This is a genomic window from Algoriphagus aquatilis, from assembly GCF_042657405.1.
GTDB lineage: Bacteria > Bacteroidota > Bacteroidia > Cytophagales > Cyclobacteriaceae > Algoriphagus > Algoriphagus aquatilis.
Window position 1 is genome coordinate 89,351 of the sequence record NZ_JBHSKS010000002.1, and the last position, 14,922, is coordinate 104,272.

The 14,922-nt window shown below is 44.0% G+C and carries 16 protein-coding genes; 9 read left to right on the forward strand and 7 right to left on the reverse strand.

The window, feature by feature from the left end; translation table 11 throughout:
• The first annotated feature begins 48 nt into the window (after positions 1 to 48).
• The 3 genes from ACFPIK_RS02675 to ACFPIK_RS02685 are packed head-to-tail and all read left to right on the forward strand — an operon-like array spanning position 49 to position 2,244.
• A complete protein-coding gene (locus ACFPIK_RS02675) occupies positions 49 to 888 on the forward strand; it encodes an MBL fold metallo-hydrolase (RefSeq protein WP_377911948.1) in 840 nt (279 codons plus the stop codon).
• On the forward strand, positions 878 to 1,687 hold the full coding sequence (locus tag ACFPIK_RS02680) for a patatin-like phospholipase family protein (RefSeq protein WP_377911950.1): 810 nt from the start codon (positions 878 to 880) through the stop codon (positions 1,685 to 1,687). Before ACFPIK_RS02675 ends, ACFPIK_RS02680 begins: the two co-directional genes overlap by 11 nt.
• Positions 1,684 to 2,244 carry a 1-acyl-sn-glycerol-3-phosphate acyltransferase gene (locus ACFPIK_RS02685; protein WP_377911952.1) on the forward strand — a complete coding sequence of 187 codons (561 nt, stop codon included), beginning with the start codon at positions 1,684 to 1,686 and terminating at the stop codon, positions 2,242 to 2,244. Before ACFPIK_RS02680 ends, ACFPIK_RS02685 begins: the two co-directional genes overlap by 4 nt.
• Positions 2,245 to 2,392: 148 nt before the next feature.
• Here ACFPIK_RS02685 and ACFPIK_RS02690 read toward each other — a convergent pair whose 3' ends face one another.
• From ACFPIK_RS02690 to ACFPIK_RS02710, 5 genes are all read right to left on the reverse strand, one after another.
• Entirely contained in the window at positions 2,393 to 3,493 is a 1,101-nt protein-coding gene (locus ACFPIK_RS02690; RefSeq protein WP_377911954.1) for a lipase family protein, read from the reverse strand.
• Between the two features lie 23 nt (positions 3,494 to 3,516).
• A complete protein-coding gene (locus ACFPIK_RS02695) occupies positions 3,517 to 4,611 on the reverse strand; it encodes a formylglycine-generating enzyme family protein (protein ID WP_377911956.1) in 1,095 nt (364 codons plus the stop codon).
• Between the two features lie 68 nt (positions 4,612 to 4,679).
• Positions 4,680 to 5,684 carry a helix-turn-helix domain-containing protein gene (locus tag ACFPIK_RS02700; RefSeq protein WP_377911958.1) on the reverse strand — a complete coding sequence of 335 codons (1,005 nt, stop codon included), beginning with the start codon at positions 5,682 to 5,684 and terminating at the stop codon, positions 4,680 to 4,682.
• 182 nt (positions 5,685 to 5,866) lie between these two features.
• Positions 5,867 to 6,409 (reverse strand): ferritin, encoded by a 543-nt coding sequence (locus tag ACFPIK_RS02705; protein ID WP_377911960.1) that lies wholly within the window; start codon positions 6,407 to 6,409, stop codon positions 5,867 to 5,869.
• 97 nt (positions 6,410 to 6,506) lie between these two features.
• Positions 6,507 to 7,853, reverse strand: coding sequence for a M20/M25/M40 family metallo-hydrolase (locus tag ACFPIK_RS02710; protein WP_377911962.1), 1,347 nt, complete (start codon positions 7,851 to 7,853; stop codon positions 6,507 to 6,509).
• Positions 7,854 to 7,920: 67 nt separating this feature from the next.
• Between ACFPIK_RS02710 and ACFPIK_RS02715 the strand changes: the two genes are divergently transcribed.
• The 4 genes from ACFPIK_RS02715 to ACFPIK_RS02730 all read left to right on the forward strand — a co-directional run bounded on the left by ACFPIK_RS02715 (position 7,921) and on the right by ACFPIK_RS02730 (position 11,496).
• Complete coding sequence (locus tag ACFPIK_RS02715; RefSeq protein WP_377911964.1) at positions 7,921 to 8,436, forward strand: DinB family protein; 516 nt, start codon at positions 7,921 to 7,923, stop codon at positions 8,434 to 8,436.
• Entirely contained in the window at positions 8,436 to 9,236 is an 801-nt protein-coding gene (locus tag ACFPIK_RS02720) for a PhzF family phenazine biosynthesis protein (RefSeq protein ID WP_377911966.1), read from the forward strand. Before ACFPIK_RS02715 ends, ACFPIK_RS02720 begins: the two co-directional genes overlap by 1 nt.
• A gap of 4 nt (positions 9,237 to 9,240) precedes the next feature.
• A complete protein-coding gene (locus ACFPIK_RS02725) occupies positions 9,241 to 9,933 on the forward strand; it encodes a potassium channel family protein (RefSeq protein WP_377911968.1) in 693 nt (230 codons plus the stop codon).
• Positions 9,934 to 10,011: 78 nt separating this feature from the next.
• The gene (locus tag ACFPIK_RS02730; protein ID WP_377911970.1) at positions 10,012 to 11,496 is read left to right on the forward strand and encodes a S10 family peptidase; all 1,485 of its coding nucleotides are present in this window, start codon (positions 10,012 to 10,014) and stop codon (positions 11,494 to 11,496) included.
• Positions 11,497 to 11,723: 227 nt separating this feature from the next.
• Here ACFPIK_RS02730 and ACFPIK_RS02735 read toward each other — a convergent pair whose 3' ends face one another.
• Positions 11,724 to 12,602, reverse strand: a complete 879-nt coding sequence (locus ACFPIK_RS02735) for a glutamate--tRNA ligase family protein (protein ID WP_377911972.1) — start codon at positions 12,600 to 12,602, stop codon at positions 11,724 to 11,726.
• 114 nt (positions 12,603 to 12,716) lie between these two features.
• On the opposite strand from ACFPIK_RS02735, the gene ACFPIK_RS02740 reads away from it, so the two are divergent.
• Complete coding sequence (locus tag ACFPIK_RS02740) at positions 12,717 to 13,448, forward strand: peptidase associated/transthyretin-like domain-containing protein (protein WP_377911974.1); 732 nt, start codon at positions 12,717 to 12,719, stop codon at positions 13,446 to 13,448.
• Here ACFPIK_RS02740 and ACFPIK_RS02745 read toward each other — a convergent pair.
• A complete protein-coding gene (locus tag ACFPIK_RS02745) occupies positions 13,445 to 13,933 on the reverse strand; it encodes a DUF4442 domain-containing protein (protein ID WP_377911976.1) in 489 nt (162 codons plus the stop codon). The two genes, ACFPIK_RS02740 and ACFPIK_RS02745, sit on opposite strands and share 4 nt — an antisense overlap.
• Positions 13,934 to 14,042: 109 nt before the next feature.
• Here ACFPIK_RS02745 and ACFPIK_RS02750 point away from each other — a divergent pair, with 109 nt between their 5' ends.
• Positions 14,043 to 14,840: a M48 family metalloprotease gene (locus ACFPIK_RS02750; RefSeq protein WP_465251612.1), complete on the forward strand. Its 798-nt coding sequence runs from the start codon at positions 14,043 to 14,045 to the stop codon at positions 14,838 to 14,840.
• Positions 14,841 to 14,922: the final 82 nt, after the last annotated feature.

The following is a 14,922-nucleotide window of genomic DNA, read 5'->3' on the forward strand; positions in this document are numbered from 1 at the left end:
ACCCTGGGAAAGGTTGCTTTTGGTTTTTAAACCCAAGAAGAACCCAAGATGGAATTGTATACGGTAGATACTGGATTTTTCAAATTAGATGGTGGTGCTATGTTTGGAGTGGTGCCCAAGTCTCTTTGGTCTCGCACCAATCCTGCTGACGAAATCAACCTTTGTTCTTGGGCTATGCGATGCCTTTTGGCAGTAGATGGAGATCGGGTAGTTCTGATCGACAATGGGATAGGGGATAAGCAAGACGCCAAATTTTTCTCTCATTACTACTTGCATGGAGAGGCTTCTTTGGATCAAAGCCTCAGAAATCTGGGCGTACATCCCACCGATATTACCGATATGTTTTTGACCCACTTGCACTTTGATCACTGTGGGGGAGGGATTCGGTATGGTTCACATGGGCAATATGAACTTACCTTTCCTCGTGCGACGTATTGGTCCAATTCGGATCATTGGAATTGGGCAACCAAGCCTAATCCAAGAGAAAAGGCATCTTTTCTCGAAGAAAATATCCAACCGATGCAGGATCACGGAGTCTTACAATTTGTGGATTTGGAGAAAAAGTCACTTTTCCCAGGCTTTGACGTGATGACTGTAGATGGGCATACTGATAAGCAGATGCTGCCGAAAATCAGCTACAAAGGCCATACGGTGGTTTTCATGGCGGATTTACTTCCCTCTGTCGGCCATATTCCTTTGCCGTATGTGATGGGCTATGACACCCGACCATTGATTACGATGAGTGAAAAGCAGGCATTTTTGGAGGAAGCTGCACGCGAAAAGTATGTGCTTTTCCTCGAGCATGATCCTGTCAATGAGTGCTGCACGGTAAAAATGACCGAGAAAGGCGTACGATTGGATCAAACTTTCCGTCTCGATGAGCTCTAAACTTAAAATTGGTCTTGCCCTTTCGGGAGGCGGTGTTCGTGGGATTTCTCACTTGGGAGTCCTGAAGGCACTTAATGAGCTTGGAATCTACCCCACCAAAGTGACTGGTAGTTCCGCTGGTTCGATCGCCGGGGCAATGTATTGCCAAGGCTATCAGCCCGAAGAAGTATTGAAAATCATTTTGGAGACCAACTATTTCCGCTTCATGCGGCCTGCAATTTCTTGGAAAGGCATCCTCAAAATGGAAAGCTTGGCAGACCTGTTTAAAGTGTACCTGCCTCATAACGAATTTGCGAAGCTCAAAACTCCGCTTACCGTGGCCGCTACAGATATCCGAAAGGGAAAAGTGGTCTATTTTGATGAAGGAGAATTGATCAAGCCGATTTTGGCTTCTTCCTGTATTCCTGGCATGTTTGAACCGATCCAAATTGGTAACCGATTTCTGGTAGATGGTGGAGTGCTGAATAATCTTCCTGTGGAGCCCTTGGAAGGGATTTGCGATGTGGTGATCGGTGTCAATTGCAATCACCTACCGGAAGAAAGCAATATAAAAAACATGAAAAATCTGATCGAGCGATCGGTGATCATGACGATGAACTTCAATGTCTATAGCCGAAAATCCAAGTGTGACTTTTTCATCGAAGCACCCGGTTTGGGAAAATACGGCGTGTTTGACATTAAAAAAGCACCAGACCTCTTTCAGGCAGGATACGATCAGACCATGCGTGTGTTTGAAGAAAACCCATCCATGCAAGACCTCATTACTTCACCCCAAAAAGAAACAACTGAAACGCTATGATGAAGGCACTTTCCCGATTTATCTTCTGGATTACCGGATGGAAATTGAATGCCAATTGGCCGAAGGGACTTAAAAAGGCTGTCCTGATTGCTATTCCTCACACCTCCAATTGGGATATTCTGTATGCCCGTGCGGCTTTTTACCTAATGGATATTCCGGTTCGATTTACGATCAAAAAGGAAGTCATGATCGGTCCTTTGGGTTGGTTGCTTTCAGGACTTGGGGCTATTCCCATTGATCGAAAAAGGATCCCCGGAGGAAGAAAACAGACCTACACCGAGGCAATGGTACAGATGCTAAAGGAACGGGATGAGCTGGTGGTCATGGTGACTCCAGAGGGAACACGAAGTGCGGTAAAAAAATGGAAAACAGGGTTTTATCACATTGCACTTGGAGCGGATGTTCCGGTGGTAGTTGGCTATTTGGACTATAAAAAGAAAGAAGCTGGGATTGGACCCTGTATCTATCCTAATGGGGATATGGATGGGCAAATCGAGGAGATGAAAGCCTTTGGCCGAACCGTCACCGGAAAGCATCCGGAGAAGGGCATAATTTAGTATAGATACTTAGCGCTCCGTTTAACTTTTCCAAAGTTCTGAACTTTGGAAAAGTTTCTTTTTTCAACCTGTTTGTTCTTTTATTTCAAGAGGAATTATCCAAAGATCTTTCAAAGCCGGGAACCTCGAACCTCGAACTTTCTTTAACTCATTTTACCTCGTACTGCTGCTTCAGAAGAAAATAATACGGCCGGATCATGTGATGCTGGAAGACTTTATCCTTATTGTCAGGAAATCGGTCCCAATAGGCATCATTGGTCTGAAGGATAATAAAATTGCCCGCCCGGGTAAAGTGGTTGCTTGGATAAAAATCAGGTGATTGGAATTCAGGCAGGGTCTTTAGCACTTGTTTTCCTGCAAATTTGCCGAGGTATTTTTCAAAGTTTTCCTGTGCCTTGCGGGTGGGTTTATTGAGTTTGTTATACACTTTCCGAAAGACCAGCTTTTGAGGAAACTTTTGCTTTTTGATAAAACTGCTAGCATCCGAAAATGGATTGGTGGCATTGAAGTCATTTATCGTTTGGATGGAAAACGGAACTTCAGGTACCCAATCTGCGGCATTGACCACATTGTAGGCCCAACCACCCTGAGTAATAAATTCGTAGTGGTAGGCAAAAAACAGGTTTCCAGGCTTTGGTGCAGCACTTGCATAGGTCTTAATCCGGATAGGTTCTTTCCAGCGCCCTTCCTTTTGCAATTGATAAAGATGGGAGGTCATCAAGTAGGTGATCGCCCCTCCTTGACTATGACCAGAGATGACAAAATCCCGATATCCAGCCAGATACAATGAATCCATCTTTGGAACCAATGTTTCTGCCAAAGCTCCTGTAGAAAGTGTCCACCCAACATGTACTGCAGCCTTAGGATGATCTGCAAATTGGTAATTGAACTGGTAGTCCTCTCTGATTCTCAAGCTTCCCTTAGCTGGAATCATCGCAGCATAAAAGTTAGCCAACCAGGAAGTAGGATTATTTGCAGTGCCTCTGATGGTAAGCCAGGCTGTCTTTTTTCCATCCTCAATCCACAGATACCATTTGTTTTCAAGTCCTACCAAGGGTGATTCATACACCTTGTTGAATTTTGGATTTTTTGGGATTCCGTTGGTGAAAGAAGTGTCATTGACGCTACCCGCTGTGATGGTTAAGAAATCCCGGTATTCTTCCGGGGAAAAGCCTGGTTGAAGCTGGGAAAAAGTTTGGTGTCCAATTAAGAAAGCTAGTGAAACGGAAAAAATGAATTTTTTGATCATTTGTCGGTCTTTCAATACAGAATTTACAAGGTAGAGTTTGAGGCAGGTTTAGAAGCATCTTTGACCAGTCGGAATCCCACATTGGAGGTGCCCGAATCAAAGGCATGACCTTGACGGGCTGAGGGCCGGTAATTGACGCAATAGTTGGCAGCACAGAGGAATGATCCCCCTTTGATCACTCGCTCCATGGCGTAGGGATTGTTTGGATTGTAGCAAGGATTCATGCCTGCGTCAAGCTTTGGGGCGTGTCCGGCAATCCGAGCGTATTTGAGCGCATCGTACCAATCTGAAGTGAGCTCCCAGACATTTCCGATCATGTCAAACAATCCAAACGTATTGGCTTGAAATGCTTTGACCGGTGAGGTGCCGAGGTACCCGTCAGATCCTTCGTTACGATTTGGGAAATTGCCCTGAAAGGTATTGGCCAAGAATTTTCCTTCAGGAGTGAGTTCATCCCCCCAAGCAAATCGCTTTCCGTTGACGCCACCTCGAGCTGCAAATTCCCATTCAAACTCTGTTGGCAATCTTTTTCCTGCCCATTTGGCGTATGCTTCTGCATCTTCATAGGCAATGTGAACTACAGGATGATTTTCTTTTCCTTCAATGCTGCTTTCAGGTCCCTCGGGATGCTTCCAATTGGCTCCGATTTTCCAAACCCACCATTGGGAAATGTCTGTCAATGGAACGGGCTGAGTAGGTGGGGAAAAAACCAAGGATCCGGGCTGAAGTGCCGCATCATCGGGCTTGGGTGTACCGGGAGGCAATTGCTTTTTCAATTCTTCCCAACTGATCGCTCTTTCTGCAACAGTTATATAGCCTGTGGCTTTGACAAACTCGGCAAATTGTGCATTGGTGACTTCTGTCTCATCCATCCAAAATCCGGAAACATCCACATTGACTGCAGGCTTCTCGGCATCGTAGGCATCAGAATCATTGGTACCCATGGTGAATTCCCCTCCAGGGATCCATACCATTCCCGGTTCTTTGATTGGTGGTTCAGGATCTGAAAAAGTAACAAAAGATTCTTCTACTTCTTGTATGCTTTCTTTAGGCTCAGATTTACAAGCCCAAATACTCAGCAAAATCACTACTTGGAAGGCGTATTTGGTCGAATTCATTTGCCCAAGATACCGAAATGATCAAAGGACTCAAATGGAAAATAGACAGTTGGCAAGAAGAGTTGAAATCAAATCAAGGCAATTTTGGCCTGTACCTTTTTTCGGAGTTTATTGAAAAATTGCTTGCGTTCCTTTTCTCCTGTACCGCTGATGAGGGTGGACTTTTTCATAAGGTTTTCCAGGTTGCGAAACATGCTTTCGTTGAATTGTTGATCCACCGATCCAGCAAAATACATGACGCTGTGATTGAGATAGGTGATTTTAGTATCGCCGATCTCGGCCATAAAGGTGTTGTCTCCCAAAACAATTTCATTGACATAAAGCCTATACTCTGCACTTTCTGAAGTTGGGGATTGGCCCAAAAATGACTTTTTTCCATTTTCCGCCATTTTCTCTAAATGGTCTATCACTTCAAGAACGCATTGATATAGGCGGTTTGTGATGTCAGAATTTGCGATAAGCCCCATTTCATGATAGACTTCAATTTGCCGTAGCGTGGTGGTTAGACTTTCTTCATTCCATATTTCCGAAGTGGGGACCCGGTTATATACCCGCAGTATTTTCTGGGTGATTTCCTGAAAAGGGGCAAAGTAATTTTTGTCTGTACTGAAGATGTCATTTTTTAGACTTTCCATGTCCAGGATGGATTTCATCCAAAAGAAAAACTTAAATCCAGCCAAAAGCGGGTGATAGTAATGATGAAAAGGGGGCATGTCTTTGACCAAAAAGTACACGTGTTTTTTGCTGAAACTATTGACCAGATTCAATTGGGCAAGCACATCCTCCATCCAATCCATAAAGGCGCTCGCTGTTTTGTTGGGAAGTCTTCCCTGAAACAGAATCGAGTTGGAGTTTAAGGAAAAGAGGTTGTCCAAGGAGATGTTGAATTTGCGGCTGAGCTTACTTAACTCTTCCAAGTCAAGTAGTTTTTCTCCACGGATTCTGCGGTAAGCACTGTCTATGCTCAAATCCAACGTCTCAGCTACCTCATCCACCAGAGAAGCATGGGATGGAATGGCTGATTTTAGCCTTTGGAAAAACTGGATCTGTAGATCAAAGGTTGAATTACTCATGAAAGTGCTTTTTAAAAATCAGATGAAAATCGAATTTGAATTAACACATAAAAATCAGATCACAAAAGAGACTGGAAGAGAATAAATCATGGTCATTTGAATAGGTGAATTTTGATTCAACCTATCTTATGTAAAGCAAAAAAGCGGCAATTGCCGCTTTTTTGATACGTACTAAGACCTTCCTATTGACCGGAATCTGCTGCTGCATGTAGTTTGCCCAATTCCTGATCAATGGTCCAAAGGCCAATGCCTTCTTCTCCGATAATGTCAAATAGCTCAAGCGCTCTTCGTGACATGGTTTCTTCTTCGCGTTGTTCGGTTACATACCACTGCATAAAGCTGAAAGTAGCGAAGTCTTTCACCCCGAAAGCATGGTCAACAATGCTGTTGATCGATTTGGTTACTTTGATTTCATGCTCCAAAATCAATTCAAAAACCTCTCTCAAGGAATTGAAGTGATGTCTCACGCCTGTAATTTCCGGCTGAATGGCATGACCTCCCGCCTCGTTTACATATTGAAAAATCTTCATCATGTGCATTCTTTCCTCATCTGCGTGCGTGTAGAGGTATTTGGCAGCATTAGCATAGCCCATCATATGACACCATGAAGCCATAGACAGGTAATAGGCAGATGATTTGCCTTCCATTTCAATCTGCTTGTTGAGTAAAACCTCGGTATCTGGAAGTAAGGAACGCTGAAGCGTTACGATTTCTTTCTGTTTCATAGAAGTAGTTTATAAAATGTTACTTCAATCTAACTAAATCAGCCCACTCAAAGATTCCCGAAATGCCTTTTTTCTTGAAATTTAGAATTGGTTTAGATCAACGGGTCTGTGGAGAAGGGAAAACGGCCAAGCTTTCTTCACCTGATTCACTTACTGATTGAACAGCGAAGAAATAGTTGTCCTTGCTATATGGAAGGGAAATGGTGGTTTCGGTGGTGAAAAATTTCTTTTCCCACATCGGTGAGGAGGTTTCTCGCATCAGCACATAATATCCTTTGACCTTTCCTTGTATTGGAGCTTTCCAGTTTAGTGTTGACTTATTGGTTAGACCTCTGACGTCAATTCGAACTTCCTGAGGCATTCCAGCAGAGTTGGCTAGGGAGGCCGCAGAAGACAGGTTGACGGCAGACACTTTTCTCAGGTATTCAAAATCCATAAATTCAGGTAGATCTCCATATTGGATTCCATTTTCCTCCCGCACATTTTCATGCTGATGGAGAAAGTTTTCATTCATTTCGGACATTCTCACAGCGGTAAATCCATTGCGCATAAAAGGTGTCTGATCACCTCCTCTGAGGAATCTATCGCTTCGGTAGATCAACTTCACCTCCATGTGATCGACATAGCGCTCTCCTGTTTCCTTGATGTATCGGGCCAGCTGACGGGAAGGGCTGTCATTGTCCGAGTTGGTAGAGCGACGGATGGTGGCACCTCGTTCATCCTCTGCCAAAGGAACAGTTTCGGAGAAAATCCGCATCAGGGTGTTGTTGCTGATAAGTGTTTCGGATGAGTTGCTGTTACCTACAATGTCGTTGTTGAGGACAGCTTCGATCTGCCATCCTTCAGACTTGGCTTTGTCGGCTAGGTAGGTGGCGCCTTTGAGTCCCTGCTCTTCACCGGTAAATGCTACAAACAAAATAGTAGAGGAAAACTCTTTCTGTGCCAGCACTCTCGCTAATTCCATCACCACAGCCACACCGCTACCGTCGTCATTGGCTCCTGGTGCAGCACCTTCGAAGTCCATCACATCACGATTTCTGGAATCCAAATGTCCGGAAACCACCACGATGCGCTTATCAGCCGGATTGGTACCTTTGAGCGTGGCAATCACGTTGGCAACTTTGGAGTCAGCTACGATTCTGCGTCCATCGCCTGGAGTCATAAACTCTTCGATCTGAGCAGTCATGCGACCATTTGAAGCTTTGGCAAACTCATTGAATTTTTTGAGCACGTAGCGTTGTGCGGCAATCATGCCGTTTTTTTCATCCGTATTCAGTGTATGTCGGGAATGAAAAGAGGATAAGTCGTAGATGTATTTTTTTAGGCTATCTGCGGAAACCTGCTGCACTAGTTTTTCGATCACGGGATTTCGGATGACCGCCTGCTGTGCAAAACTGCCCAAGGATAAAATCGCCAAGGCTAGGGTGAATAAAATTTTACGCATGGTAGGTTTGGTTTTTTTTGTTAGCCCTAAATTTATCCCTCTGACGATACTTCTCTCAAAAAATTACATGAAGACATTCTCTCTCCCCAAAAAAGGCGAATATCCCAGCTACTATGAGACCTACTTGGATATAGTTCCGCCAGCGGATTATTCCGAATTGATCCTAAGTCAGCTTATTGAAATTCGCAATCTCTTTGCCTCTAAGCCACTAGGCTGGGAATCCATCGCCTATGCGCAAGGCAAATGGACCCCAAAGGAAGTTTTGGGACACATGATCGATACCGAGCGAATCATGACGTTTCGGGCCTTATGTTTTGCCCGGGGAGAAAAACAATCCCTTCCCGGATTTGATGAAAATGAATACGTACAGTCTGCTGATTTTTCAAAGAACTCACTGGAAGATTTGTTGGAGGACTTTGAGGCACAGCGAAGAGCTTTGCTTACCTTGGTGAAGACACTTTCCGAAGAAACGCTAGATGTCCAAGGACAAGCCAACGGAAAGCCAATCACCCCAAGGGCTTTGCTTTGGATTATTGCAGGCCATTTTATTCACCATGTTCAAGTTTTAAACGACCGATATTAATGTTGCAAATCCCTATTGCAGTGGTGGATGCGTTCACCTCAAAGCCATTTTCCGGAAATCCAGCCGGAGTTTGTCTTTTGGAGCAGGCCCTGTCCAAGGAACAGATGCAGGCGATCGCCATGGAGATGAACCTCAGCGAGACGGCTTTTGTGGAGCGAACTCAGGAGCATGGGAATTTTTCTCTTCGTTGGTTTACGCCCACACTCGAGATCGACCTTTGCGGTCATGCTACCTTGGCTTCTTCCCACTGGATGCTCCAATCTGGCTGGTCAAAAGAAGGAGAGACGGTGAGATTTCAGACCCGAAGCGGAGAATTGAGAGTGAAGTGCAGTGCCGAAGGATCCATCATGGATTTTCCACTGCTTCCTACTTACACAGATACGCATCCCTTTTTCTCAGCTGATTTGTTTGGGAAAAAGATCATTCAAGCCGCTCAACTGAAGAAAAACTGGATTTTTGAGTTGGAAAATGAACAGGCTGTCAGAGAATTAGTGCCCGATTTAGCTCTCATTGCAGCCCACAGTGAGGAAGGATTTATCATTACGGCCAAAGGGGATTCCTATGATATTGTAAGTCGGTTTTTCGGTCCAAATGTCGGTGTGCCAGAAGATCCGGTCACCGGATTTGCACACTGCGCGCTGATGGATTATTGGAATCAAAAGACAGGAAAAACTCAGTTGAGGGCATACCAAGCCAGCAAAAGAGGAGGGGAGCTTTTTCTTGAAAAGCACGACGATCGGGTTTTTATTCAAGGAAAAGCGGTTCAGGTTTTGACCGGACAAATCACCATTTTCTCTTGAATAGATGAGAAAGCATTTACAAAGACTGGTCAAACATATCAATAACTACTGGCTGACAGACGCTAGTTTCGTAGTCTTGTTGTTGGTACTCCTATTCACCGTTTTTGTACTTCCAATTCTGATAGAATTTCAGCAAGTAGAATTGATTTTTGTCAATGTGGTGTTCTTGTTTCTGTTTTTTACAGGGATTTGGTCATCCACCAATAGCTTCTTGATTTTGCTAACCTCCAGCTTGTTTTTTACCCAACTGATCCTTCGTTTTTTGAGGTTTAGTGATTTGCCCGTAGAGTTTTATCTGGCAGAGCGAGTGATAGGCTTACTGAATATGATTGTATTCATATTTCTGAATTTCAGGATTTTATTCAGAAATGATGAGATCAATTTTTACCGAGTCATAGGAGCTATAAATGTCTATTTGCTCTTGGCGATTTTAGGAGCCTTTTCATTTGAGATCACCAATTTGCTCCTGGGAGATTCGATCTCAGGACTGCATGAATTCAGTGGTTTGGACAATGATTACTCAGCCTATATTTATTTCAGTCTGGTGTCATTGACGACAGTAGGCTTTGGAGATTACATCCCGGTAAACATTGTATCCAAGATGATTTCGGTTTTTCTGTCGGCAGTCGGTATTCTCTATCCTGCAATTGTTATTTCCAAATTAGTCGGCACCAGCAACCTGAGAAAGGAACATTAATTTTCCATTCCTGTAAAATGAGCCCTAAAAAATCACGAATTACCTCTAATTTCTAACCCAATAATCAATGAGATACCTATGAGAAAAATTTACTTGAGCATGCTGCTACTACTTTTTGTAACAGTAGTTTTTGCCCAGACGACCAGAAAAATCGAAGTGGAATCCAAAGTGGAATCTACCGCCGAAGTCACTATCAAAGGCAAGCGGGTGCCTTATAAAGCCACTGCAGGTACCCAGCCAGTTTGGGATGATAAGGGAGAGCCTATCGCTTCCCTTTTTTATACCTACTACGAGCGTACCGATATTGCCGACAAAACCAAAAGACCTCTGGTGATTTCTTTCAATGGCGGTCCGGGTTCGGCTTCTATCTGGATGCACTTGGCTTACACTGGGCCAGTAATCCTGAATATCGACGATGAGGGATATCCGGTACAGCCGTATGGCACCAAGTCTAACCCACATTCCATTCTTGATGTGGCAGATATTGTCTATGTGGATCCTGTAAATACGGGCTATTCCCGAATTGTGAAGGAAGATACGCCACGTAGCACCTTTTTTGGGATCAATGCGGATATCAAATACTTGGCAGATTGGGTGAATACCTTTGTGACCCGTCAAAACAGATGGGTTTCGCCAAAGTACCTGATCGGAGAAAGCTACGGCACCACCCGAGTGGCAGGTTTAGTTTCTCAACTCCAAAATTCCCACTGGATGTATTTTAATGGGGTGATTTTGGTATCCCCAACCGATATGGGACTTGAGAGAGGTGGTCCTGTGAAAATGGCGAACTATTGGCCATACTATGCCGCTACGGCTTGGTACCATAAGGCACTTCCTGCCGAACTTCAGGCTAAAGATCTGGATGAAATCCTAGCGATCGTAGAACCGATGGCCATCAATGAGATTCTTCCTGCCATGACCAAAGGAGGCATGCTTTCGGAAGCAGAGCGTGATGCGATTGCTACCAAGATGGCTTATTACTCTGGTTTGAAAAAAGAAGCTATCCTACAATACAACCTAATGGTGCCAACAAGCTTTTTCTGGAAAGAATTGCTCAGAGAAAGAGACGGAATGACCGTAGGCAGATTGGATAGCCGATACAAGGGTTTTGACAGAATGGAAGGGGGTTCGGTCTACGATTTTGATCCTGCTTTGACGAGCTGGAATCATGCTTTTGCTCCGGCATTCAATCACTATGCTAAAAACGTCCTAAAGTTTAACACAGACCTGACCTACAACTTGTTTGGCCCTGTCAATCCTTGGGACAGAAGCAATGAGACAACCGGAAATGACTTGGGAACGGCTATGAGACAAAATCCATACTTACATCTGATGGTACAGTCTGGTTATTATGATGGGGGTACGGATTATTTCAATGCGAAATACAGCACCTGGCACATCGATCCCAATGGGAAAATGAAAAACCGTATTGATTTCAAAGGCTACCGTTCCGGTCACATGATGTATCTAAGAGCGGAGGATTTGGCGACTTCCAATGAAGATATCCGCCAATTCATCCAAAAATCCGCTGTAGCACCAGGTCAGCCTGCGAAATACAAATAAGAAAAAGTTAAACTGAATGCTAGAAATGGCCCCGAATCTAGTTTGGGGCCATTTTTTTTAAACCCGGATTTTGCATTAGGGTCCGTAGTGAGAGGAAAAAATGCAAGAAAATCAAGTATTTAACGAATGAGTCATAGCATCGCTCTGGTGAATGAGTTAAATGCAGCAAAGCGGTTGATTTTAAAGCATTTTTACCTCGTAATAGGAATTCTAATGCATATTCCGGGTTAAAATGAAAAAAGCTGATTGAGGTCTTGGTGGTCTAGAAACTCTTGTTCTTTTCCCAGCATTTTTGCGAGAAGCAAATGAATGTCCTGAAGTTTTTTTCCTTCCTTTCGCAAAAACTGAAGAGAAGTATCACCTGCTGATTTGGAAAGTTTGGACTGATTGGGCCCTTTGATCAGTTCGTGATGGAGAAAGGTGATTTTTCCAAATCGCTCTTCTCCTAATAGTCTGGCCAAGTCAAGTTGTGCTAAGGTAGAGGCATAGAGATCTTTTCCCCTTACAATTAAGTCTACCCCAAAATGAAGGTCATCTACTACCGAGGTCAGGTGATAGGCAGGAAGTCTGTCCTTTTTTCTCACTACATAGAAAGCCGTCTCCTCGGGTATCAGGTCAGTTTTTTGAAGACTCGGGTATTCGGTGAATTGGGTGAAATCTGCCTCTAGCGTATTCACTCGCCAAGCTGTATCGGGTTTGTCCAGCTGGATTCTGCGATCCAGGCATTGTCCCAAATAGTACCCCCGGGAATCTATTTGCTGGATTTTATTTCTCGAGCAGTCACAGGAAAACACTTTTCCAGTCGACCGTAATTTGGTCAATGCATATTCGTAGAGTTGCATACGGTGCACTTGAGACCATTGGGTTTCTACTTCATGAATCGATTTTGGCCCGAGGTCAATTGGGATCTCTAGGAAATCAAGCGTGTCAAAGATATCCTGTACATACTCCGGTCGGTACCGTTCCCTATCCAAATCGTCAATTCTTAACAAAATCTTTGCTCCATGTTTTTTGGCTAAAGCCTGAGTGAGTAGAAACGAATAGGCATTGCCAAGGTGAAGAAAACCGCTAGGGGTCGGGGCAATTCGGGTCAGTGAATACTTCATAATCCAAAGGTAAAGATTTAGGCTACTACAAGTCTCGAGAAAATCTGCTCTCTTGACGTTCTTTAACAGCGATTCATTTTTCGCTAGGCTAACACTTCCTACTTTTGAGTCTTCATGAAATCACCTTCACTTCTATTCTTTTTCCTACTGATCGCCGGGCAATCATTTGCTCAAAGTTCCTATTCTGGAAATGTCATTGATGCTTGGGATAAAAAATACCTCGAAGGGGTGGAAGTTTCGATAGCGGGAAAAGGAAAAACAGTAACCAACGCCCGAGGATATTTTTCCATTCAGGCATTTCTTGGCGATACACTTACCTTGACTTTCCCTGGATTTATAGAGCGAAAGCAAATCTTGGGAGAGGAGAAGTTTTTTCTTTTGGAGCTCCAGGATCGCGCCAGATTACTGCCCACGTTTCAGGTCAAAGCTGAGCCTTACCGTTTTCGATTCAGAGATGGCAAATTGACGTTGGTCGAAAATGAAGAATACACCGAACAAAAGTTGAGTCAGGAGATTACGGGTGGTGCAGATAAATTTTCCCCTAATCCCAATTTCACTATTTACGGACCTATCAGCTACTTCACTAAGCGCAACCGACAGCTGAGGGAATATGAGGAAAAATTGGATTGGCTGAGACGGCGTGCAGGTTATCTGGAAGTGATTGACTCGGATTCAGTAAGGACTGAATTAATGGCTAAATACCAATTAGACCGGTCCAAATGGGATCAGTTGATAATCCGATTCAATGAATTTCACCAAAGCCATGACTTTTTGGACTGGAATAAAGAGCGGGTTTTGGAGGCCCTTTCTGAGTTTTTCAGAATCGAAAGCTTCCTTGGAAATTAGCTTTTCCTTTTGAAAGACCAAGTGATGTAAAATTTGGCGACGGTTTCCCCTGAGGAGTTTTTTCCAGTAGAAACCATGGTCAGCTGATCTGTGGCTCCAGGTTCCATGCTTTCAATCAATTCAAAAAGCGCTGTTCCCTGATCACAGGTAAAGGTGATTTTGGTATTTGCCTTTTTGAAATATTCAGCCCGAAAATCAACCACGAGCATGCTGAAGCTGCCCTTTCCTGCAAGCGCCAATTGGCAAAGAGCCCCTGTGCTAAGCTCTGCTGCACCAGCCAAAGCAGCGAAGTAGATGGATTTGAAGGGATTTTGAGACCTCCAAAAGTAGGGGATGGTGACTTCGCAGGATTCCATTTCCAGTGTTCTGACTCTCAATCTCCAGAAAATAGCTGAGGGCAACTTGACAAGCATGGCCAACCAAAAAATGTAGGGGTTAGTCATTTTATTTCGGTAACTTATAGCATCCTGCGAAAGTGTTTTCATGGTATTCAAATTTGGAAAACTGGAATTTGAGTCAAATTAACAAAATTTGTCGCGGTACCGAACCTTGGTATCCTTTTTGAAATTTTACCTAACACTAATTATTAGAGATATTATGAAAAAGTTAGCCCTGATTTTTGCACTCGGATTGCTCATGTACTCTTGTGCCAAAGTGCCATTGACCGGTAGAAGTCAACTGGCTCTAGTACCTAATGCGGAACTTCAGCCACTGGTAAATGAAGAATACCAAAAAGCTTTAAAAGCCAATAAGGTCCTCACTACTACCAAAGATGGTCAGATGGTAGTGAGAGTCGGTAAAAGAATGGCTGCATCCGTTGAAAAATACCTGACCGACAATGGATATGGTGAGCTGGTAAGTGAACTGGCTTGGGAATTTAATCTGCTAGAAAGCGAGCAAATTAATGCTTGGTGTATGCCTGGTGGTAAGGTTGCGTTTTACACGGGTATTTTGCCTATTACAAAAGACGAAACAGGTCTTGCAGTGGTCATGGGACATGAAATTGCCCACGCGGTGGCATCTCATGCTCGTGAAAGGATGTCCAATGGTCTCTTGCTGAATTTTGGAGTGGGAGCTCTTTCTTCGGCTATGGGCCAAAATCCAACGTTGACCCAACAAATTTTCCTTCAATCGGTAGGTGTAGGGTCTCAATTAGGCATGCTGAAATTTTCTCGAAAGCACGAGTTGGAGGCAGATGAAATGGGATTGATTTTCATGGCTATGGCAGGTTACGACCCGCGTCAAGCTCCTGTGTTTTGGGAGAGAATGGCCGCAGCAGGTGGTGAAGCTCCACCGGAGTTTCTTTCTACTCACCCCGGTCCAGACCGACGTATCGATAGACTCAATGCCAACATGGCCAAAGCCATGGAGTACTACAACGCGGCAAAGTAATACTTGGAGTTAAAAACAGTTCGGGGTTCAAAGTTCGTTGTTGATCAACTTCGACCTTTGAACCCCGAATTATTTCACAAAT